This is a genomic window from Streptomyces sp. NPDC006643, assembly GCF_042870175.1.
GTDB lineage: Bacteria > Actinomycetota > Actinomycetes > Streptomycetales > Streptomycetaceae > Streptomyces.
Genome location: NZ_JBIAHA010000021.1, coordinates 31,688 through 51,512 on the forward strand (window position 1 = coordinate 31,688; position 19,825 = coordinate 51,512).

The following is a 19,825-nucleotide window of genomic DNA, read 5'->3' on the forward strand; positions in this document are numbered from 1 at the left end:
TGATCCCGCACCTACTTTGTATAGTCGTTGAACAAAGCGGTTCCCGCCCGTATCCCTGACCGGCGGGCGGGGGCCGCTCTTGTCTGTGCTCATCCCCTGCTTGGAGTCCGCCGATGCCGGCCAACGCCCCGACCACGACGACCACCGTCCTGACCGTCCGCGCGCTACTGCTCGACATGGACGGGACCCTCGTCAACTCCGACGCCGTCGTGGAACGCTGCTGGCGCCGCTGGGCGATCGAGCACGGTCTGGACCCCGAGGAGGCCCTGAAGGTCGTCCACGGCCGCCAGGGCTACCTCACGATGGCGGTACTGCTGCCGGACCGCCCGATGGAGCTGAACCTCGCGGACAACCGCGTGATGCTGGCGCAGGAGACGGCGGACCTGGACGGCGTGGTCCCCATCACGGGAGCGCCCGCGTTCATGGCGGCCATCGCCGAGCTGCCGCACGCGCTGGTCACCTCGGCGGACGAGGCGCTCGCGACGGCCCGTATGACGGCGTCCGGCCTCCCGATCCCCTCGGTCCGCGTCACGGCGGAAGGCGTCTCGGCGAGCAAGCCGGACCCGGAGGGCTTCCTGAAGGCCGCCGCCGAACTGGGCGTCGACCCGGCGGACTGCCTGGCCCTGGAGGACTCCGACGCGGGCATCACGGCGGCGCGCGCGGCGGGGATGCGGGTGCTGGGGGTGGGCCCGCGGGCGGCATCACTGTCCCCGACGGCCCACACGTACGACCTGACGGACGTCCGCGTCACGACCCCGCTGCCGGACGGCACGTTCGAGGTCCACGTGGGTGCGTGACACTCCCCGTTCCCGCCCCTTCCCGAAACCGGGGCGAGCCCCGGACCCCTGGGTAGGGACCGGCGCGGCGGCCGTAGGCCGCGGCCGGGCCGGCGTGGACCACAAGCGGGCGGGCGCCACAACACGGTGCCCGCCCTTTCGCGTTCCTGTCAGGGGAAGCGGCCGGGCGGGCGTCGTGAATCACACGTCACCGCCACCGGCCCCGGCCGACGGACACCATTCGGCTGGTTCCCAGACCGAGCAGTCGTGGGCGAAGAACACACGTCGTGGGTCGAAGTCGGCGAGTCGATCCAGCCAGGGCCGATAGGGAGGGAGCGGCTGTTCCTCGCCGCGAGATGTCGCGTGGCGGGCCAATTGCTCGGATGCGAAGTGGGAAGCGAGGTCGTATGCCTGGCCGGCGAGTACTACTGTGCCGTCGCTCTGCAGGAGGGCCAGCGACTGGTGCCCTTCGGTGTGACCGGGCGTCGGAATGATCCAGACACCGGGCCAGACCTCTATCTCGCCGGCGACTTCCTCGTAGGTGGCACCGGGGAAGTCGATCAGCTCGTCGACCGTGTAGTTGCCCCGGCGTGCGGTGGCCAGTTCGATGTCCTGCACCAGGATGGGCTTGCCGGCCAAGAGCGGGTTCCCGCCGATGTGGTCGAAGTGCAGGTGGCAGTTCACGATCATGGAAACGTCGGCGAGGGCGACTCCGGACGCCGAGAGGGCATCGCGCAGCGCACGGCGGCGCGGCCGATAGTGCGCTTCGGTTTCGGGGTCCGCGTCCCCGATGCCGGTGTCGAAGAGGAGCAGCCCGTTGTCGTGTCGCACCAGATAAGCAAGAACGGGTTCGACTCGTGGTTGCGGGCCGCCCACTTCTGAGGCGGGCCGGATGAAGTACCCGAGATCGAGCCGACGCACCACCATGTTCTTCCGCATGCGGCCATCCTTGCGGGCCACCGCCTGAAATCCAGCCGGTCCGCCGACAGCGGAACCACCATGGGCCCAGCCGAGACCCGACAGGGGTAGGGCCGGAACAACTCGTTCAAGCGGGACCGGAACCGCCCGGCGAAAACAACCACCCCGCACCCCCGGGGGTCCGGGGCGCACCCCGGTTCCGGGAAGGGGTGGGTACAGAGGAAAGAGCCCCCTACCCACCCCGCCGCACCACCCCCCGCGCCACCAGCTCCAGCACCACACTCACCGCCACCGCCTGCACCGCCATCAGCGCCACCAGCACGAACAGCTGCACCGCGCCCGCGAACAACGGCGACGCACCCCCCAGCAGCATCCCGACGAAGGCGCCCGGCAGCGTCACCAGCCCCACCGTCCGCGTCTGGTCCAGCCCCGGCAGCAGCGCGTCGGCCGCCGCCGGGCGCGCGACCTCCAGCCGGGCGTCCCGGTCGGGCAGACCGATCGCGAAGCCGGCCTCCACCTCGCCCCGGCGCGCGCCGAGTTCGTCGAGCGCGCGCCGTCCGCCGAGCACCGTCGCCGTCAGCGCGCCGCCGATGAGGATGCCGGTGATGGGGATCAGGGCGATGCCCTTGACGGGTACGAGCCCGGTGAGGAGCAGCACCGCGACCACCGGTGCCACGCCCGCCCCGATGGGAACCGCGGCCCACCACCAGGTCCCGTTGTCCGTGATGCGGCGCCCCGCGGTGCGTACGGCCACCGCGTACATGAGCACGATGAAGGCCAGCAGAGCGGGCACGGACCCGACGACCCACCCGATCACCAGGGAGACCGCGCCGAGTTGGACCGCCGCCCGCACCCCGGCGGTCGCGATCTCGCGCCCCCGTCCGAGGTGCGCGAGCGCGGCGGTGCCCGTGGCGGCGACCAGCAGGACCGCCAGGACGACTCCGAATGTGAGATCGACCTTCAAGAGCATGTGCCTCACCCAACCCCGTTCCGTGACGGACATTTTGCCTGTACGTCAGATAGCGCCCGCGTGCGAGCGGTTGACGCGCCCCAAGTCCCACGACTGACGTCCCAAAACTCTTGATGTGACGTGCCCATGTCGTCACCCTGTTACCTGGTGCCCACCTCACAGCAATCCGGCACCGCGACGATGAGCGTTCGGTTCCGGCCCCACCCGGTTCCGGTCGATCAGCTTCCCGCCCCCACGACAAGGGAGTTCGCATGTCAGGTATCTACGCGCGTCACGGCCGTCCCGCCGGCCGAATAGCCGTCATCGCCGCGTCCGCCGCGCTGGTCTCGGCCACCGCGCTGCTCGTCGCCCCGACGCCCGCCCAGGCATCCCCGCCCACCCCGATCGCCGCCTCCACCGCGCGCACCTACCTCGGTCAGCTGACCGAGCGCGCCGAGGGCTCCACCAGCGGTTACAGCCGTGACCTGTTCCCGCACTGGATCACCCAGTCGGGCGCCTGCGACACGCGCGAGACGGTGCTCAAGCGCGACGGCTCGAACGTCGTGACGAACTCCAGCTGTGCGGCGACCAGCGGCAGTTGGTTCTCGGAGTACGACGGCGCCACCTGGACCGCGGCCAGTGACGTGGACATCGACCACATGGTTCCGCTCGCCGAGGCGTGGACCTCCGGCGCCAGCGGCTGGTCCACCGCCCAGCGCCAGAGCTTCGCCAACGACCTGGGCAACCCGCAGCTGATCGCGGTCACCGACAACGTCAACCAGTCCAAGAGCGACCGCGACCCGGCGGAGTGGATGCCGCCGAGCGCCTCGTACCACTGCATGTACGCCCGCATGTGGGTGGACGTGAAGCACGCCTACAACCTGAGCGTCGACTCGGCCGAGAAGAGCAAGCTCCAGAGCGTCCTCAACGGCTGCTGACGACGCCTGCCGGACCACCGCCGACAGGCGGACAAACCACCCGTGGCAGCTGATCGTGCCGCCTGTCACAGACCGGAACCTGGTCGGGCCCCTCCGTCGTTCCGTACCGTACGGGGCGACGGAGGAGGCACCATGACCGGGCTGCGCCTGGGACCACTGCTGCGCTATGTCGACGGGGAATCCGCCGGCACGGCCACGATCTGGGTCGAGACGGACCGGCCGTGCACGGCCGAGGTCCGCTGCGAGGGCGGCGCGTACGGCTCGTCGCGCACGTTTCTGATCGCCGGGCACCACTACGCCCTGATCCCGGTGACCGGGCTGGCCCCCGGCACCACGGTCGCGTACGAGGTGCTGCTGGACGAGGCGCGCGTCTGGCCGCCCGAGGACTCCCCGTACCCGCCGAGCGTGATCCGTACGCCGGCCGCCACCCCGGACCCCGGCGCCCCGCACACCGCCCCGGACCCCGGCGCCCCGGACCCCGACGCGCCCGAGCTGCACGTCTCCTTCGGTTCCTGCCGCTGGGCCTCGGCGCCGGTCGGTGAGCCCGACCCCGTCGGGCCCGACGCCCTGCACACCCTCGCCGCGGCCCTCACGGCCGACCCCGGAGCCGTACGCCCGGACGTCCTGATCCTCCTCGGCGACCAGGTGTACGCCGACGAGACGTCGAAGGCGACGCGCCGCCGGCTGGCCGGGCGCCGCGATCTGGCCGAGCCGCCGGGCGCGGAGGTCGCCGACTACGAGGAGTACACCTACCTCTACGACGAGTCGTGGAGCGACCCCCAGGTCCGCTGGCTGCTCTCCACCGTGCCGAGCTGCATGATCTTCGACGATCACGATGTGATCGACGACTGGAACACGAGCGCGTCCTGGCTGGCCGAGATGCGTACGAAGCCGTGGTGGCGGGAGCGCATCCTCAGCGGTCTGATGTCGTACTGGGTGTATCAGCACCTCGGGAATCTCTCCCCCGCCGAACTGGCCGCCGACAAGCTGTACGCCGCCGTACGGGCGGAGCCGGACGGCACCGAGCGGCTGCGGGAGTTCGCCGTCGAGGCCGACGCCGATCCGGCCTGTGTGCGCTGGAGCTACCGCCGCGACTTCGGCCGGACGCGACTGCTGATGGTCGACTCGCGGGCGGCCCGCGTCCTGGCGGAGGGGCAGCGGGAGATCCTGGATCCGGACGAGGCGCGCTGGGTGCGTGAGCAGGCGCTGACCGATCCGGACGACCGCGATCACCTCCTGATCGGCACCTCCCTGCCCTGGTTGCTGCCGCCGCTGGTCCACGACGCGGAGAGCTGGAACGCCGCGCTGGCCGGGGGCGAGCGCGGGCCGCGCTGGGCGCGCTTCGGCGAGAAGCTGCGCCGCGCGGCGGACTTGGAGCACTGGGCGGCGTTCCCGACATCGTTCGAGAAGCTGGCGAATCTGCTCGCCGAGGTGGGCAGCGGGCCCGGCGCGCCGGCGACGGTCTGTGTGCTGTCGGGCGATGTGCACCACGCGTATGTCGCCGAGCCGCGCTGGCGCACGGCTCAGCCGCGGTCGCGGGTCGTCCAGCTCACCTGCTCCCCCGTGCACAACTCCATCCCGCTCTCGATACGTCTCGGTTTCCGCTTCGGCTGGAGCAGGGCCGGCCGGCGGCTGGGGCTCGCGTTCGCCCGGCACGGCCGGGTGAGCACCCCCTCCGTCTCCTGGGGGAAGACCGGTGGCCCGTGGTTCGGTAATCAGCTGATGACGCTGACGTTGCGGGGACGGTCCGCGCGGCTGAGCCTGGCGCAGGTGCGGGCGCGGGACGGGGAGCCCGGCGAGGCGGCGCGACTGGTGACCGTCGACGAACGGGAGTTGGCGACACGGTGATGCCGCGGTGATGCCGAGGTGACCTCGGGGCCGTACATACGTCCCCTTGGGCAGCCCTTCGCCCGCATTCGCCCGCTGCGCCCGGTTCCTCCGTACCGGACATTGGTCCGCCCATGCCCAGATTTTCGGGATCTCCGTCGCAGTCGCGACAAGTTGATCGGAAGAAGCAGGTCAGACGCCATGACCTCACCTTCGCACCGGAGAACGGACGTTCGGCCGAGAAACATCCGTCAGCGGGATGTTGAACTTGCAAGCATTCCTTAGGGCTGCCTAACGTGAGGCATCTCGTCGGTTACGTCCCGAACCGAAGGAGCCCCACCCCCCATGTCCACACGTCTCAACCACGCGCAGCCGTACGCCCTCGGACTCTTCCGAATGGTGATCGGACTGCTCTTCGCCTGCCACGGCGCCGCGACACTCTTCGGCGTCCTCGGCAAGGACACGCTCGAAGCCGGCACCTGGCCCGGCTGGTACGCCGCAGTCATCCAGCTCGTCGGAGGCAGCCTGGTCCTCCTCGGTCTGGGTACCCGGATCGCCGCGTTCGTGGCCTCGGGTTCCATGGCGTACGCCTACTTCAACGTCCACCAGCCCGACGGGCTGTTCCCCCTGCAGAACGGTGGGGAGGCCTCGGCGATATTCTGCTGGGCCTTCCTGCTGATCGTCTTCGTCGGCCCCGGCGCGCTCTCGCTGGACCGGCTCATCGGCACGCGCGGCACACGCGAGCCGGAGCGCCACGACCAGCCCACAGCGGTCGCGGCCTGACGGGCGATCAGCTCACCACGGCCGCGCCCTGACCGGCGGCCGGACAGCTCGAACAGCAGCGCAGGCGCCCGGATCCCGTTTCGGCGGGGTCCGGGCGCCGTGCTGTCCGGCAGACTCCTCTCGGGCGGAGCCTCGTCCGGCGAAGTCCTGCCGGATGGACTCCCGTCCGGCCAAGTCCCGTCCGCCGGGCCCCTGTCCGGCGAAGTCCCGTCCGGTGGGCTCCCGTCCGCCGGGCCCCTGTCCGGCGGACACAGCCGGACGCCCACATTCGGCCATTCCCCGATCTCAGCCATCCGACAAACAGGAGGTGGACAACACCCGCCCCGTGGGAAGGTGGTCCACCACACAGGCGTACGCTGTATGGCTGACAGCCACCCTCTCGTCACTTCGCGCGAGGGGGCCGGCGGTCGGGGGGACACGAGGCCGGGGCATTTCGGCTTCGTTACGGAAACGGGGAATGCGAAAGTGCTGGAGAGTCTGGGCGCGCTGACCGGCAGCCCATGGATCTACGCCGTTGTGGCGCTCTCCGTTCTTCTGGACGTGTTCCTGCCCGTGCTGCCCAGCGGCGTACTGGTGATCACGGCCGCGACGGCGGCGGCAGCGGGGACCTCGGCGGTCGCCGACGCGGCCGGCAAGGTGTCGCACGTGGCTCATGTGCCGCAGGAAGTGCCCTCGTTGCTGGTGCTGATGGTGTGCGCGGCCGTCGCCTCCGTACTCGGCGACTTCGTCGCGTACCGCCTCGCCTGGCGCGGCGGGGACCGGCTGGCGCGCGCCATCGCCCGCTCACGCCGGCTGACCACCGCGCAGGAACGCCTCGGCGCGTCCCTCACCGGCGGCGGGATCCTCGTGGTGATCGCCCGCTTCGTCCCGGCGGGCCGCTCCGTGGTCTCGCTGAGCGCGGGCGCGGCGCACCGCAGGGTGAAGGAGTTCCTGCCCTGGTCGGCACTGGCGGCCGTGGCGTGGACGGGCTACAGCGTGGGGCTCGGCTACTTCGGCGGCCAGTGGCTCGGCGCGAGCTGGTTCGGCGCGGCGGTGTCCCTGCTGGCGCTGTTCGCGGCGGGGTCGGTGGCCGCGTATCTGGTACGCCGCCCGGCACGGCGTCGGAACGGCGCACCGGGACAGGTAGCGGCCCCGGTCGTCTGAGCCCGTCCCGAGCCGTCCCGACGGACGGTCTCAGGCCTGCGTGCGGGCCGCGCCCCGTACCTCGATGCCGTCGAGCAGCCGCATCGTGGAGGCGGCGATCTCCTCCACGGCCCGGTCGAACACCTCACGGTTGTGGGCGGCGGGCGCGCGGAAGCCGGAGACCTTGCGTACGTACTGAAGGGCGGCGGCCCTGATCTCCTCCTCGGTGGCCTCTTCGGGGATGACGGGCGGACGGAGAGTCTTGATGCTGCGGCACATACCTCCAGTGTGACCGATCGCCGCCCCTGGCGGGCCCTGGTGGGCCCTGGTGGGTTCAGAAACAGAACTGATAGCTTCTGCCGCATGACGACTGCCGACCTCACCACGATGTCCGGACTCGAACTGCTGCGCTGGGCGGCCGGGCAGCCCACCGACCTGCCCTCCGTGGGACGGCTCCTCGGCATGACCTTCGACGAACTGGACGAGGGCCGTGTCGTCCTGTCGCTCAGCACGAAGCCGGACTTCGCCAACCCGCTGGGCACGGTCCACGGCGGTATTGCGGCGACGCTGCTCGACTCGGCCCTCGGCTGTGCGGTCCACACCACACTGCCGGCGGGGGTGGGTTTCACGACGCTGGAGCTGAAGGTGAACTACATCCGTACGGTCGCCGTGGACGCGGGACGGCTCACGGCGGTGGGATCGACGATCCACGTGGGCCGGCGGACGGCGACGGCCGAGGGCAGGGTCACGGACGAACGCGGCAAGCTGATCGCCCACGCGACGACGACCTGCATGATCCTGCGCCCCGAAGGGCAGCCGGCGGCCTAGGGGGTGTCCTTCGGGGCATCTCAGCCCTGGGCCGTGTCGGCCCTCAGCACCGGCCGCATGTCCCGCGGGTCGATCGGCTCGCCGCAGTCGGGGCAGGCCAGCTCGGGCGTCGTCGTGTGCCCGCACGTCTCGTGCCGCAGCCGTACGGGCGGACCGTCGTCGCCCGTCATCCACCGGTCGCCCCAGGTCAGGAGCGAGACGAGCACCGGGTACAGACCGACGCCCTTCTCGGTGAGCCGGTACTCGTACCGCTCTGGCCGCTCCTGGTACCGCACCCGCCGCAGCACCCCGTGCTCCACGAGCGTGGCCAGCCGTTCGGTCAGCAGGGGGCGTGAGGCGCCCGTGTTCGCCCGGAAGTCCTCGAAGCGCCGTACGCCGAGGAACGCGTCGCGCAGCACGAGCAGCGTCCAGCGGTCCCCCACCACCGACAGGGCCCGCGCGACCGAGCAGTCGACGTCACCGATCTCGTTCCACCGCATGTGCCGAGTGTAGGAGCCGGGCCGGGCCGCCGGTCACGGCGCCGCCGGAGGCCGTACGGCGACGGACCAGCCCGGGTTGTACGTGCCGGGCACCGCGTGGCGCCGCCAGTCGCGCGCCCAGTGCGGCGGCTCGCTGCGGCGCAGGATCACCGCCGTGGCGGGAGCCGGGTCGTCCATGGCGGCGGAGGCGCAGCCCGCGGTGTACGCGACGGGGATCGCGGAGCTGTTCCCCTTGATCAGGCACGGCGGCCGTACCCCGTTCTCGCGCAGTACGGCGCTGATCCGCTGCCAGTCGCCGCGCGCCCGTTCCTGGACGCTCACATGGGTCCGTACCTGCGCGATCTGTACGGCGCCGTGCCCCAGCAGTACGAGGGCGAGCGCGACGGCGAGCGGGCGTGAGCGGCGCGCCCGGCCCGCGGCGGCGAGCAGTCCGACGGCGGCGGGCAGCACCAGCAGGGCGTAGCCCGGCAGCAGGAAACGGGGCGCCGCGTACGGGACGAGGAAGAGGTACGGCAGCGAGACGGACACCGCGACGGCGACCGCGAGCCACAGCGGCCCGGTGGCCCGCCCGGCGCGCCTCGTGGTCCACATGCCCAGCACGACCAGCAGCGGCAGCAGCAGCCACCACTCGACGACGCCCGAGGCGACGGTGTCCCCCGTACAGGGCCGGCAGAGCAACGGGCCGTCCAGGGCGGTGAGATGGGCCTTCAGCGAGAGCACGGGCCGCATGCCGCCCTGGGTGTCGCTCGCCTCGGTCAGCCGCCGCGCCACCCCGCCGAACCGCAGCCACGCCTCCACGACCCACGGCGCCGCCCCGACCGCGACCCCCGCCACCACGGCGGCTGCTCGCCCCCGGTTCCGCCACGCGGGGACCAGCAGCGCGGCGGCGAACAGCGGAAGGGCCACGGCGGCACCGTCGTTGGGCCGCATCAGCGTGACGACGGCCAGCCCGGCGGCGATCCCCGCGTACGCGCCCCGCCCGGGATCGCGCCGCAGGAAGCAACCGGTCGCGGCGACCGCGCCCATCGCCGTGTAGTGGTTGGGCATGGCGGAGTTGGCGTAGAAGAGTGCGAACCACAGACTCCCGTACAGCCCTGCGGCCACCCACACCCCCGCCGGCCTCCGCAGCACCGCCAGCCACGGCCGCCACCCCAGATACAGCGCACCGCCCGCGAGGGCCCCCATCCAGAGCCTCAGGAGCACCACCGAATCGCTCCACGAGGCGACGGGCACGAGCAACAGGGGCACCCCGCGCGTACGCGGCGCGCTGAACGGCACACCGCCCCCGTACGGCCCGAACCTGCTGGCGTAGACGATCTCGTCCCACCCCAGCGGCAGCCCGACGGGCACGAGCACCCCGGCGACAACGACGAACGCCCCACACACCCAGGCAAGCCCCCACCGCCCCCGAACCGCCTCTGCACGCCCATCTCGGGCGCGCGGAGCGACCCGGCCGACGGCCGGCCCGACGTCAGTCCGCACGCGTGGCACTCCCCCGGTGTCGCCGGGCGGCGCACGGCGCCGCGCCTGTCCCGCCGCGTTCCGGGGCCGGTGGTCAGCCACCCCCTGCGGATCACTCCACACAACACGGCACTTCAACCCAACTCAACCCATTTCTCCGCCATCTTGCCAACCGCCGCACGGGCAAGCGCGAGAAGAGCCGGCAGGGCCATGTGGACTTCCGGTGTCGCCGATCACGCAGAACGGCCCCCCGCCCATGTACTGGACGAGAGGCCGGATCAGGTCTCACCTGCGGTTACTTCCGGTGGGCGCGGACGGTTTCGAACCGCCGACATCTGCTTTGTAAGAGCAGCGCTCTACCCCTGAGCTACGCACCCTTGGATGAGGCAACAGCGTACATGGAGCACGGCCCCCGCCCGCAAACGCCTTCGCGGACCGGGCCCCCGGCCCGGCCCCGGAGCGCGGCGGCGGGGGGATATCCCCACCACGGAGACGGTGGCCGACCGGATCGTTCCGGGGCGGCGGGATTCGTACGGTGGGGGCACATCCGCAGGACCATCTTGGGGGACCGATCACCGTGGACACACACCGCACGCACCACACCCGCCGCACCCGCCGCGTCCGCCGCGTCCGTACGCTCGTCGCCGCCGGCGGCGCCGTGCTCGCCGTGGTCGCCGTCGGTGGGTGCGGGAGCGCCGACACCGACGACGCGCCGGTCGAGAAGCGGTCGTTCGCCTTCGGCGGCCGGACGCTGAACATCGCGTCGGGCAACTCCTCGATCGAGCTGGTGCCGGCGGACGTGAAGGACATCGAGGTGACGCGTCAGGTCGACGGCTGGGTGATGTTCGGCTCGGGGCCCGACGCCGTATGGAAGCTGGACGAGGACACCCTCACGCTCAAGGTGAAGTGCACGGGCGTCGTGAACAACTGCGAGTCCCGGCACAAGGTGAAGGTCCCGCGCGGCATCGCCGTGAAGGTGCAGAACGACAACGGCAGTGTGCGCGCGGCGGGTTTCGACACCGACCTGCACCTGCGCTCCGACAACGGCTCCGTGCAGGTGCGCGACTCCAGCGGCAGGCTCGATCTGTTCAGCGACAACGGCAAGGTGACGACCGACGGCGTCTCGTCGAAGTCGGTGCACGCCCGCTCCGACAACGGCGGGGTGCGGCTGGGGCTCAGCTCCGTACCGGACACGGTGGACACGTCCAGCGACAACGGGTCCGTCACGATCGACCTGCCGAAGTCGGGCACCACCTACGCCGTGACCGCCCGGAGCCGCAACGGGAGCGTCGATGTGGACGTGCCCACGGACGACGCCAGCGGCCATGTGGTGAAGGCCCGTAGCGACAACGGCAAAGTCACAGTCCGAAGCGCGAACTAACCGACTCGTGTGTTCGTCCCTTCCTGGTGGGAGAATGTACTCGGCAGGGGCGTAATCGGCACGGGAGAGGGATGTGACGGCGACACACGCGCAGCCGCACGCACGAGCGAGGGCGGGTGGCGTCCGTGATGTCCTCACCCTGATGCTGCTGCCGGTGCCGTTGATCGTCGCGGCCCTGCCCGGGGCCTTCGCGGGCGGGGGTACGCGGCGGTGGTTCGGCGGGCGCGGCGAGAACCAGCGCGCGGACGCGCAGGCTGCCAAGGACGCCGCCGCAGCCGCCTTCTACGAGCTGGACACCGCCCAGCGTGACCTGCGCATCTCGATAGAGACGATCACCGCGGTCGACAGTTCGCCGGGCGCGCGGCGGGTCGCGGACGAGTTCGCCCGGCTGGGACAGCGGATCGACGAGGCCAGCAGCGGCTACATCAACGCCGTCGACGCCCATGATCTCGACCGCGACGATCTGGAGCCGTCCGTCGCCTCCACGGCCCGTACGGAGCTGACCCGGGCCAAGGACGAGCTCGTCCGGGTCAAGGGCGAGCTGGACCGCTTCGAGCGCGGCCTCGGCCCGCTGCTCGACAAGGCGGAGACGCAGCTGGCACGGCTGGCACCCGCCGTGGAGCGGGCACGGCAGACGCTGCTCGCCGCGAGCAACGCCCTGGACGCGGTCCGTGGCAGCGGGCTGCGCGCCGACGACCTGGCGGCGCGCCTCGCGACGCTCGGGCCGGAGCTGACGAAGCTCAACCAGGGCGCGGGGCAGCACGGCGTGGCCGAGACCATTCAGCGCGCCGACCGGGTGCTGCGGGACGCCGAGGCGGTACGGGCCGAGGCCGAGCGGCTGCCGGAGCGCGCGGCGGAGATCGACCGGCGGCTGGTGTCGCTGCGGACCCGCGCCCAGGCCCTGACGACGCGCGCGGGCTCCGTGGAGCCCGTCCTGAGCGAGCTGCGGCGCCGCTTCAGCGCCGCCTGCTGGCAGGACCTCCAGCCGGTGCCCGCACAGGCGGAGACCTCCGTGCACCAGGCGGAGGAGAAGCTGAAGGAGGCCGCGAAGGCGCGCGACGAGCAGCGCTGGCCCGACGCGACAGCCCTGCTCAGCACGGTCAGGGCGCTGCTGAACTCCACCGACGAGGCCGTGTCCGCCGCCGGTGACCGGCTTCAGCGGCTCAACGCCGTCTCCAAGGACCCGCAGCACGAGATCGACCGGACACGGTTCGCCGTACGGGACGCGCAGCGCCTCGCGATGGCGGGCCGCAACACCCCGGACCCCCGGCACGCGCGCCCGCTGGACGACGCCGTGGCACGGCTGGACCGGGCCGTGGCCGGGCTGGAGGGCCGGCATCCCGACTGGTGGCACTTCCTGGTGGAGACGGAAGCGGTCCGCAACACGGCGGCCCGTGTCGTCGGGGAGATCCGGGACGAGCGCGGCGCGGGAGCCTGACGCCCGATTTGTCCCTTGGTGGTGCCGGACGGATCCTGGAGGTACGTACGCAGGCCACAGGCACGCACGGCTGAAGGGGGCCGCTCATGTCCGGTCAAGGGACCGTTTCCCGCCCCGTACGGCAACGACAGGACCAGCACCGGCGGCGGGTCAGGCTCGACGAGCACCTGCCCGTCGACCACACCCTGAGCCGCGTGTACCGGATCGGTGCGGGACTGATCGGTCTGGTGCTGCTCGTGTTCGGCATCCTCGGACTGATCAACCAGATCGGTGTCTTCGGCACCGGCAGCCACACCACCGCCGGTCTCAACACCAACGGCGCGCTGAGCGTCCTGTCCATCTGCGTCGGCGTCCTGCTCTTCGTCGGCATGCTCATCGGCAAGAACTTCGCGTCGACACTGAACATGATCCTCGGCGTTCTCTTCATCCTCAGCGGCTTCGTCAATCTCGCGCTGATCGACACCGGCTTCAACCCCCTCAACTTCCGGATCCAGAACGTCCTGTTCAGCTTCGTGGTCGGTCTGCTGCTCATGTTCTTCGGCATGTACGGGAGAGTCAGCGGCGGCCTGCCGCACAACAACCCCTACTGGCGGGCCCGCCACCCCGGCCAGGTGGAGGACGAGCGACGCGACCGGACCGCCGCCGGGCAGCGCGCCGTCCACGCCCACCGTGCCGTGACCTCCCGGCACCGGCAGGGAGCGCACCGGACGGCCGGATAGCCTGGCCCCATGCCTCGCTACGAGTACCGCTGCCGCCCCTGCGACACCACCTTCGAACTCAGCCGCCCCATGGCGGAGTCGTCGGCGGCGGCGACCTGCCCCGCCGGCCACCAGGACACCGTGAAACTGCTGTCCACCGTCGCGGTGGGCGGCTCCGCGAAGGGCTCACCGGCCCCCGCTCCCTCGGCCGGAGGCGGAGGCGGCTGCTGCGGCGGGGGCTGCTGCTCCTAGGGCCGCCGCCGGAACTGCCCTAGGTGTTGAGGTAGCGCAGGATGGCCAGGACCCGGCGGCTGTAGCCGCCCGTGCCGCTGATCTCCAACTTGTCGAAGATCGCGTTGCAGTGCTTCTCGACAGCGCTGACCGAGATGTACAGCCGCCGCGCGATCGCCGTGTTGGTGTGCCCCTGGGCCATCTCGCCGAGCACCTCCCGCTCACGCTCGGTGAGCCGGGACAGCGGATCCGTACGGTTGGAGCGGGCCAGCAACTGCCGTACGACCTCCGGGTCGAAGGCCGCCCGGCCCTCCGCCACCCGCTCCAACGCGTCGAGGAACTCGTCCACTTGGACCACCCGGTCCTTGAGCAGATAGCCCACTCCCCCCGAGTCCGCGCTCAGCAACTCCGCCGCGTACCTCTTCTCCACATACTGGGAGAGGACCAGCACCCCCACCGCGGGCCACCGCTCGCGGATCTCCAGCGCGGCCCGCAGCCCCTCGTCGGTGTGCGAGGGCGGCATCCGTACGTCCGCCACCACCACATCCGGCGGGTCATGGGCGACGACGGCCAGCAGCGCCCCCGCGTCGGCGACCGCGTCCATCACCTCGTGCCCCTCCTCGGAGAGCAGCCGCACCAGGCCCTCCCTCAGCAGCGTCGAGTCCTCGGCCAGCACTACTCGCATGGAATCTCCGCGGTGATCGTGGTGGGTCCACCGGGCGGACTGTCGATACGCAGGAGCCCGTCGAGTGCGTCGACACGACGGGACAGCCCGAAAAGTCCGCTGCCCGACAGATCGGCACCGCCCTTGCCGTCGTCCGTCACATGTATTCGCAAGGTGCGGGAGTCCTCGACCACTTTCACCTCGATATTCGTCGCCCCCGAGTGCTTGACCGCGTTGGTGACGCTTTCGGAGACCACGAAATAGGCCACGGTCGCCGCCGCCTTCGGCGGTTCGGCACTCAGCCGGCAGCGCAGCCGCACCGGCAGCGGGGACCGCTCGGCGACCGTCTCCAGCGCCGCCTTCAGACCCGCCTCGTCCAGCACCGTCGGATAGACACGCCAGGCCACCTCCCGCAATTCGTTCAGCGCGTGGCTGCTGTGCTCGTGCGCCTGCCGCAGCAACTCGTCCGCATGCCGCGGGTCAGCGCTGCGCCGGGCACGGCCCAGCAGCATCCCGAGAGCCACCAGTTGCTGCTGCACCCCGTCGTGCAGATCCCGCTCGATACGACGGCGCTCCTCATGCACCACGTCCACCACACCCGCCCGGCTGACGGCGAGCTGTTCTATACGTCGCTCCAACGCCTCCTGACGGCTGGGCCCCAGGAAGTGCCTGGCCAACCGCCCTTCGAGGGTGGCGGTCACGAAGAACCCCTGCACGCAGAGCAACAACAGGAACAGACCGCCGAAGGTGGCCGCCACGAGCGTGCCCGGATGCTTGAGGTCGGTGATCGCCCACGCGTAGATGAAAAAAGTGCTGTACCCGGCGCTGACCATCGCGGTCGACAGCGTGACGGTCCCGAACAGTCCGACCGTCCAGCGCGTCGCGAGATAACGGAGCGCTCCGGCCGGCTCGTAACTCGCCGAGACCCGCTCGCCGAACATCGTGCGGAGCCGGTGCCGCTCCACGTCGACCAGTCTTCGCGCACCCGCCGCCACCGGCCGCATGACCGCGCGACGCCCGCGCGGCCACGCCCGCACGAGGAGCAGAGCTATGCCCACGAGCAGCGAGAAAAGCATCCCGACCACTGCCGTGCAGCTGCCCAGACTGAGCCCCACCCCGAACCGCGCCACTCGACGCACCACTGTGTTCACGATCAATAACGCTAGCCGGGGACATGTACCCGCACACTGCGGGAAACCTCAGTAATCCATACGGTCCGCCTCAATGTGCTTGCCTGAGCAGGCATCTAGCGTGGGAGTCATGATCGGAAACAGCCCGGAGCAATGGGTCAACAGCTTGATGGACACGCTCGGAGCCCCGGGCGCGGGCATAGCAATCGCCTTGGAGAATCTGTTTCCTCCGCTGCCCAGCGAGGTGATTCTCCCGCTGGCGGGCTTCGCGGCCAGCACCGGGCAGATAGGTCTGATAGCGGCGGTGCTGTGGACCACCGCGGGCTCGGTCGTGGGCGCGCTCGCGCTCTACGGGCTGGGGGCGTGGCTCGGGCGGGAGAGGACCATCGCTCTCGCGTCCAAGGTGCCGCTGGTGAAGGCGAGCGACATAGAGAAGACGGAGGCGTGGTTCCAACGGCATGGCGCGAAGGCTGTCTTCTTCGGCCGGATGGTTCCGCTCTTCCGCAGTCTGATCTCCGTGCCCGCGGGCGTCGAGAGAATGCCGCTGCCCCTCTTCCTTGGTCTGACCACACTCGGCAGCGCGATCTGGAACACCGCGTTCATCATGGCCGGCTATGTGCTCGGCGAGAACTGGAAGGAGGTGAGCGGCTATGTCTCGACGTATTCGAAGCTGGTCCTGGGTGTCGCGGTTCTCGTCGTCCTGGCGCTGGTGCTCAGGCGGGTCGTCAGGTCCCGTAGGGAGAAGCGGCACGACTGAGCCGCCGCAGGATCTCCTCCCCCGCGGCCACACCGGTCTCGGTCAGTGTCTCCACGTGCGGGGCGCTCCAGCCGGTGTCGGCCAGCTCGCCGTGACCGGGCCGCCAGCCTCGGTCGGCGCCCAGCAGCAGATCGGCGTCGAGCAGGGAGTCACCGGCGGCGAGGGTCAGTTCGGCGCCGGTCCGCCGGGCGACCTCACGCACGGCGGCGCTCTTGGTCAGCGGTCGCGGCACGGCGTAGATCTTCCGGCCCTGGAGGGAGACCGTCCAGCCGCGTCCGTCGGCCCACTCGGCGAGTTCCTTCACCCAGCCCTCGGGCAGCAGTGCGCGGTCGACGACGAGATACGCGAACAGATCCTCGGCGATGCGCTCCTTGAGCAGCCAGGCGGGGTCGGCGGCGGCGAGCAGATGCTCCCTGACTTCCCCGAGCGGGGCGCAGCTCTCGGCGAGACGGTCCCGCACCGTGGCCTGCCAGTCGGGGTCGGACTCACCGTCGACCAGAAGATGACCGCCGTTGGCACAGATCGCGAACCGAGGTGCGGGGCCCGGCAGATGGATACGGAAGTACTGCTCGCGGGTGCGGGTCGTGGTGGGTACGAAGACCGTGCCACCGGCGAGATCTTCGAGGAGCGCGGCGGCGGTCTCCGTCATGTACGACAGGGGCCGGCGCTCGTAGATCTCGACGCAGAGCAGACGGGGCGCCTCGGCGTCCGGCATGGCGAGCTGGAGCGCGGCGGACGAATAGATGAGGGTGCGGTCGAGGTCGCTGGCGACCAGCGCCGCCGAGGAGATGGGCGCGTTCACGAGGTGGCCACCGCCGTGCCGTCGGCGCCCGTGGCGCCACGGGTGTAGCGCGGGTGGATCAACCCGACGCAGGTGTAGGGAAGTCCGTCGACTTCTTCCACGGGTACGCCGCGCTGTTCGGCGAGCAGCCGGACGTGGTCGAGGTCGGTTCCCGCGCCGCGCCGGGCGAGGATCTTCCAGGGGACGCGGCGCAGCAGGACGCGGGTGGTCTCGCCGACACCGGGCTTGACGAGGTTCACGTCGTGGATGCCGTACTCCTCACTGATCCGCTCGACGGCGGCCCAGCCTTCCCAGGTGGGTGCGCGGTCGGTGGACAGGAGTTCCTTGACCTCGGTGTCCACCGCGTCCGTGACGTCGTCGAAGCGGGCGGCGACGGTGTCCAGGAAGTAGCCGGACACGTCGGCGTCGGCGAGTTCGCGGTAGTGCTTCGCTCCGTGGAAGTCGTCGGGGCCGACCAGGTCGGCGCGCACGACGGTGCGGGAGATGAGTCCGGAGACGGTGGAGTTGAGGCAGGCGGAAGGGATGAGGAAGTCCTCACGGGTGCCGTAGGTCCGTACGCAGCCGCCGGGGTCGGCGAGTACCGCGATCTCGGGGTGGAAGTCGGGGAAGTCGGCCAGTGCGTCGGCGAGTTCGCGGGTGATGGCGCCTTTGCCGGTCCAGCCGTCGACGAAGACGATGTCGGCGGGGTTGTGGTGGGCGGCGAGCCAGCGGATGGCGTTGGTGTCGATGCCCCGGCCGCGCACGATGGAGATGGCGTAGTGCGTCAGGTCCAGTCCGTGCCGGTGTCCGGCCCAGCGGCGCATCAGGACACCCACGGGTGTGCCGGCGCGGGCGAGTGAGACCAGGACGGGCCGGGCCTGGGTGGCTTCCCGGGAGGTCGGGTCGTCGTAGCGCTGCGGGTGTTCGGCGAGCACGGTGTCGGTGACGGTGCCGACGGCGCGGGCGATACGGGCCGCGGAGGTGCCGAGGGCGGAGCGGAAAAGTTCCTGGTACTCGGGGCTGGGCTGGTATTCGACGGGCAGCGACTCCGCGTAGTGGGCGCCGCCGCTCTGTATCGCCTCTTCGCGCTCCTCCGTCGGGGCTTCCAGTTCCACGTCGGATAGGTCCTGGAGGAGCCAGCCGACGTCGTCGGCGGCGTACGAGGAGAAGGCGGGGCCACGGAGAGGGGCGGGCAGCATGGGGGGTTCCTGCCGGTCGGGAGCGTACGAGGGAGAGGGGAGGTACGAGGGGACGACGGCGAGCACGACACGGGGGACATGAGCGGCGAGCTGGGCGAGCAGGCCGCCCGGGGCGTGCAGTTCCGGGGAGTCCGCCAGGGAGTCGACGACCGCGACGACGGCGTCGAAGCCGCCGCCGGCGACGTTGTAGGCGTACCGGTCGCCGGTGCCGTCGCCGCCGGGGAAGGCTTCGGTGTCGTGGGCGGGGAAGACGAGCCGGCTGCGTATCGCATAGCCGGGGTCGTCCACGGCGAGGACGGGTGAGCGGGTCGTGGTCGAGTAGCGGACCTCGATGCCGGTGACGGACCGCTCAAGCTCCAGTGCGAGGCGCAGGGGCGCGTACATCAGCTCCTCGAAGCCGAGGACGAGTACGTGTCGGGCGTCGCCGAGTTCCTGGGCGAGGGCGGCGGCCATGCCGGGCACGGCGGCCTCCAGACGCGCGCGGTGGGCGGGGGTGAAGCCGTGCCGTCCGCCGTCCGGCAGCCCGTCGGGCCAGCCGAGCGGCACACGCACGACGTCGGCTCCGGTCGCACCAGACCGGGAGGCGGGGAGGGGCGGGGGTTGGGGGGAGGGGGAGGGGGAGGGGGCCCCCACCCTCATCCCAACACCGGCTCCAGCTCCAGCTCCAGCTCCGGCTCCGGCATCAACTCCGGCTCCGGGCCCCGCAGCGTTGTCGTACTCCGCGACCAGTGCCTGCCCCCGGGCCAGTACGCCCTCCGGGAGGGCGACCGTGCCCGAGGCCATGGCCACCAGGTCGACGCGGGCGCCGATCTCCTGGGCGAATTCCGCGAGCCGGCTCTGGTCGGAGGCTGAGCGCATGTCGACGAGCGCCACGATCACGTACCACCGGCGCGGGTAGCGGGCGTGCAGAGCGCGAATCGTATTGAGAACCGTGTTCCCCGTGGAGAACTCGTCGTCCACGAGCACCAGCGGTCCGTCGCCCGCCAGCAGCTGCGGGTCCTCCGGAAGCAGCAGATGCGAGGTGGCGTGGGAGTGGGACTCCTCGAACCCGCCGGCGGAGGCGACACCGGGCACGGGACGGCGCGTGGAGTGCAGATACGGGGCGCGTGCCACGCCGTCGGCGACGGAGTGGCCGAGGCCGGTCGCCGTTTCCGCGTAGCCGAGGATGACGGCCTGTTCGGCGGCGTCGCCGAGCAGGTCCCGTACGCGCTCGCCGAGGGCGACGCCCGCGCCGTGGACGACGGAGGGCCGCTGCGGGACGTGTTTGCCGAGGACGTTGGAGACGAGGAGGTGGGCGCGTTTGGGGTTGCGGCGCAGGGCCAGGCCCAGCAGCTCGCGCAGTTCGTCCCCGCCGACGAGCGTGATGCCCAGCCGTTCGGCGACCCATGACCCCGACCACACCACGTTGCCGTTCTCCTCTGCCGTTGTGTCGACGTTGTCGAGCCCGCTGTCGTTCCCGCTGTCC

20 protein-coding genes and 1 tRNA gene are annotated in these 19,825 nt (G+C 71.2%); 11 read left to right on the forward strand and 10 right to left on the reverse strand.

All coding sequences use genetic code 11. The features are described from left to right. Positions 1–113 precede the first annotated feature (113 nt). Positions 114–797: an HAD-IA family hydrolase gene (locus ACFYNU_RS26830; RefSeq protein ID WP_356595491.1), complete on the forward strand. Its 684-nt coding sequence runs from the start codon at positions 114–116 to the stop codon at positions 795–797. 180 nt (positions 798–977) lie between these two features. On the opposite strand, the gene ACFYNU_RS26835 is transcribed toward ACFYNU_RS26830, so the two are convergent. Both ACFYNU_RS26835 and ACFYNU_RS26840 read right to left on the reverse strand, forming a co-directional pair. Beyond that, positions 978–1,715, reverse strand: a complete 738-nt coding sequence (locus ACFYNU_RS26835; RefSeq protein ID WP_356595493.1) for an N-acyl homoserine lactonase family protein — start codon at positions 1,713–1,715, stop codon at positions 978–980. 211 nt (positions 1,716–1,926) lie between these two features. Beyond that, positions 1,927–2,664 (reverse strand): ABC transporter permease, encoded by a 738-nt coding sequence (locus ACFYNU_RS26840; protein ID WP_356595495.1) that lies wholly within the window; start codon positions 2,662–2,664, stop codon positions 1,927–1,929. A 251-nt stretch (positions 2,665–2,915) separates the two neighbouring features. Between ACFYNU_RS26840 and ACFYNU_RS26845 the strand changes: the two genes are divergently transcribed. From ACFYNU_RS26845 to ACFYNU_RS26860, 4 genes are all read left to right on the forward strand, one after another. After that, positions 2,916–3,581 (forward strand): HNH endonuclease family protein, encoded by a 666-nt coding sequence (locus ACFYNU_RS26845; protein ID WP_356595497.1) that lies wholly within the window; start codon positions 2,916–2,918, stop codon positions 3,579–3,581. 132 nt (positions 3,582–3,713) lie between these two features. Then, positions 3,714–5,429 (forward strand): alkaline phosphatase D family protein, encoded by a 1,716-nt coding sequence (locus tag ACFYNU_RS26850; RefSeq protein WP_356595500.1) that lies wholly within the window; start codon positions 3,714–3,716, stop codon positions 5,427–5,429. 324 nt (positions 5,430–5,753) lie between these two features. Continuing rightward, a complete protein-coding gene (locus ACFYNU_RS26855) occupies positions 5,754–6,191 on the forward strand; it encodes a DoxX family protein (RefSeq protein WP_356595502.1) in 438 nt (145 codons plus the stop codon). 465 nt (positions 6,192–6,656) lie between these two features. Then, on the forward strand, positions 6,657–7,334 hold the full coding sequence (locus tag ACFYNU_RS26860; protein ID WP_356595504.1) for a VTT domain-containing protein: 678 nt from the start codon (positions 6,657–6,659) through the stop codon (positions 7,332–7,334). Positions 7,335–7,364: 30 nt separating this feature from the next. On the opposite strand, the gene ACFYNU_RS26865 is transcribed toward ACFYNU_RS26860, so the two are convergent. Continuing rightward, a complete protein-coding gene (locus tag ACFYNU_RS26865; RefSeq protein WP_356595506.1) occupies positions 7,365–7,592 on the reverse strand; it encodes a DUF2277 domain-containing protein in 228 nt (75 codons plus the stop codon). Between the two features lie 84 nt (positions 7,593–7,676). Here ACFYNU_RS26865 and ACFYNU_RS26870 point away from each other — a divergent pair, with 84 nt between their 5' ends. Further along, positions 7,677–8,141, forward strand: a complete 465-nt coding sequence (locus ACFYNU_RS26870) for a PaaI family thioesterase (protein ID WP_356595508.1) — start codon at positions 7,677–7,679, stop codon at positions 8,139–8,141. Positions 8,142–8,161: 20 nt separating this feature from the next. On the opposite strand, the gene ACFYNU_RS26875 is transcribed toward ACFYNU_RS26870, so the two are convergent. The 3 genes from ACFYNU_RS26875 to ACFYNU_RS26885 all read right to left on the reverse strand — a co-directional run bounded on the left by ACFYNU_RS26875 (position 8,162) and on the right by ACFYNU_RS26885 (position 10,458). Then, on the reverse strand, positions 8,162–8,620 hold the full coding sequence (locus ACFYNU_RS26875; protein ID WP_356595510.1) for a helix-turn-helix domain-containing protein: 459 nt from the start codon (positions 8,618–8,620) through the stop codon (positions 8,162–8,164). A 33-nt stretch (positions 8,621–8,653) separates the two neighbouring features. Beyond that, positions 8,654–10,006, reverse strand: a complete 1,353-nt coding sequence (locus ACFYNU_RS26880) for a hypothetical protein (RefSeq protein WP_356595512.1) — start codon at positions 10,004–10,006, stop codon at positions 8,654–8,656. A gap of 380 nt (positions 10,007–10,386) precedes the next feature. Continuing rightward, positions 10,387–10,458 (reverse strand) — tRNA-Val (locus ACFYNU_RS26885). A 200-nt stretch (positions 10,459–10,658) separates the two neighbouring features. Between ACFYNU_RS26885 and ACFYNU_RS26890 the strand changes: the two genes are divergently transcribed. The 4 genes from ACFYNU_RS26890 (at position 10,659) to ACFYNU_RS26905 (ending at position 13,850) form a co-directional block, all read left to right on the forward strand. After that, complete coding sequence (locus ACFYNU_RS26890; protein WP_356595514.1) at positions 10,659–11,462, forward strand: DUF4097 family beta strand repeat-containing protein; 804 nt, start codon at positions 10,659–10,661, stop codon at positions 11,460–11,462. A gap of 73 nt (positions 11,463–11,535) precedes the next feature. After that, on the forward strand, positions 11,536–12,900 hold the full coding sequence (locus ACFYNU_RS26895; protein WP_356595516.1) for a hypothetical protein: 1,365 nt from the start codon (positions 11,536–11,538) through the stop codon (positions 12,898–12,900). An 86-nt stretch (positions 12,901–12,986) separates the two neighbouring features. After that, a complete protein-coding gene (locus ACFYNU_RS26900; RefSeq protein WP_356595518.1) occupies positions 12,987–13,619 on the forward strand; it encodes a DUF4383 domain-containing protein in 633 nt (210 codons plus the stop codon). 9 nt (positions 13,620–13,628) lie between these two features. Beyond that, positions 13,629–13,850 carry a zinc ribbon domain-containing protein gene (locus ACFYNU_RS26905; RefSeq protein ID WP_031231787.1) on the forward strand — a complete coding sequence of 74 codons (222 nt, stop codon included), beginning with the start codon at positions 13,629–13,631 and terminating at the stop codon, positions 13,848–13,850. A gap of 19 nt (positions 13,851–13,869) precedes the next feature. Here ACFYNU_RS26905 and ACFYNU_RS26910 read toward each other — a convergent pair whose 3' ends face one another. Beyond that, positions 13,870–14,514, reverse strand: a complete 645-nt coding sequence (locus tag ACFYNU_RS26910; RefSeq protein WP_356595520.1) for a response regulator transcription factor — start codon at positions 14,512–14,514, stop codon at positions 13,870–13,872. Next, the gene (locus tag ACFYNU_RS26915) at positions 14,505–15,644 is read right to left on the reverse strand and encodes a sensor histidine kinase (RefSeq protein ID WP_356595522.1); all 1,140 of its coding nucleotides are present in this window, start codon (positions 15,642–15,644) and stop codon (positions 14,505–14,507) included. Before ACFYNU_RS26915 ends, ACFYNU_RS26910 begins: the two co-directional genes overlap by 10 nt. Before the next feature lie 109 nt (positions 15,645–15,753). Between ACFYNU_RS26915 and ACFYNU_RS26920 the strand changes: the two genes are divergently transcribed. After that, positions 15,754–16,380 (forward strand): DedA family protein, encoded by a 627-nt coding sequence (locus tag ACFYNU_RS26920; protein WP_388767444.1) that lies wholly within the window; start codon positions 15,754–15,756, stop codon positions 16,378–16,380. On the opposite strand, the gene ACFYNU_RS26925 is transcribed toward ACFYNU_RS26920, so the two are convergent. Both ACFYNU_RS26925 and ACFYNU_RS26930 read right to left on the reverse strand, forming a co-directional pair. Then, entirely contained in the window at positions 16,349–17,182 is an 834-nt protein-coding gene (locus tag ACFYNU_RS26925) for an HAD family hydrolase (RefSeq protein ID WP_356595524.1), read from the reverse strand. The genes ACFYNU_RS26920 and ACFYNU_RS26925 overlap by 32 nt on opposite strands. Next, the gene (locus ACFYNU_RS26930; RefSeq protein WP_356595565.1) at positions 17,179–19,764 is read right to left on the reverse strand and encodes a phosphoribosyltransferase; all 2,586 of its coding nucleotides are present in this window, start codon (positions 19,762–19,764) and stop codon (positions 17,179–17,181) included. Before ACFYNU_RS26930 ends, ACFYNU_RS26925 begins: the two co-directional genes overlap by 4 nt. Between the last annotated feature and the right edge of the window lie 61 nt (positions 19,765–19,825).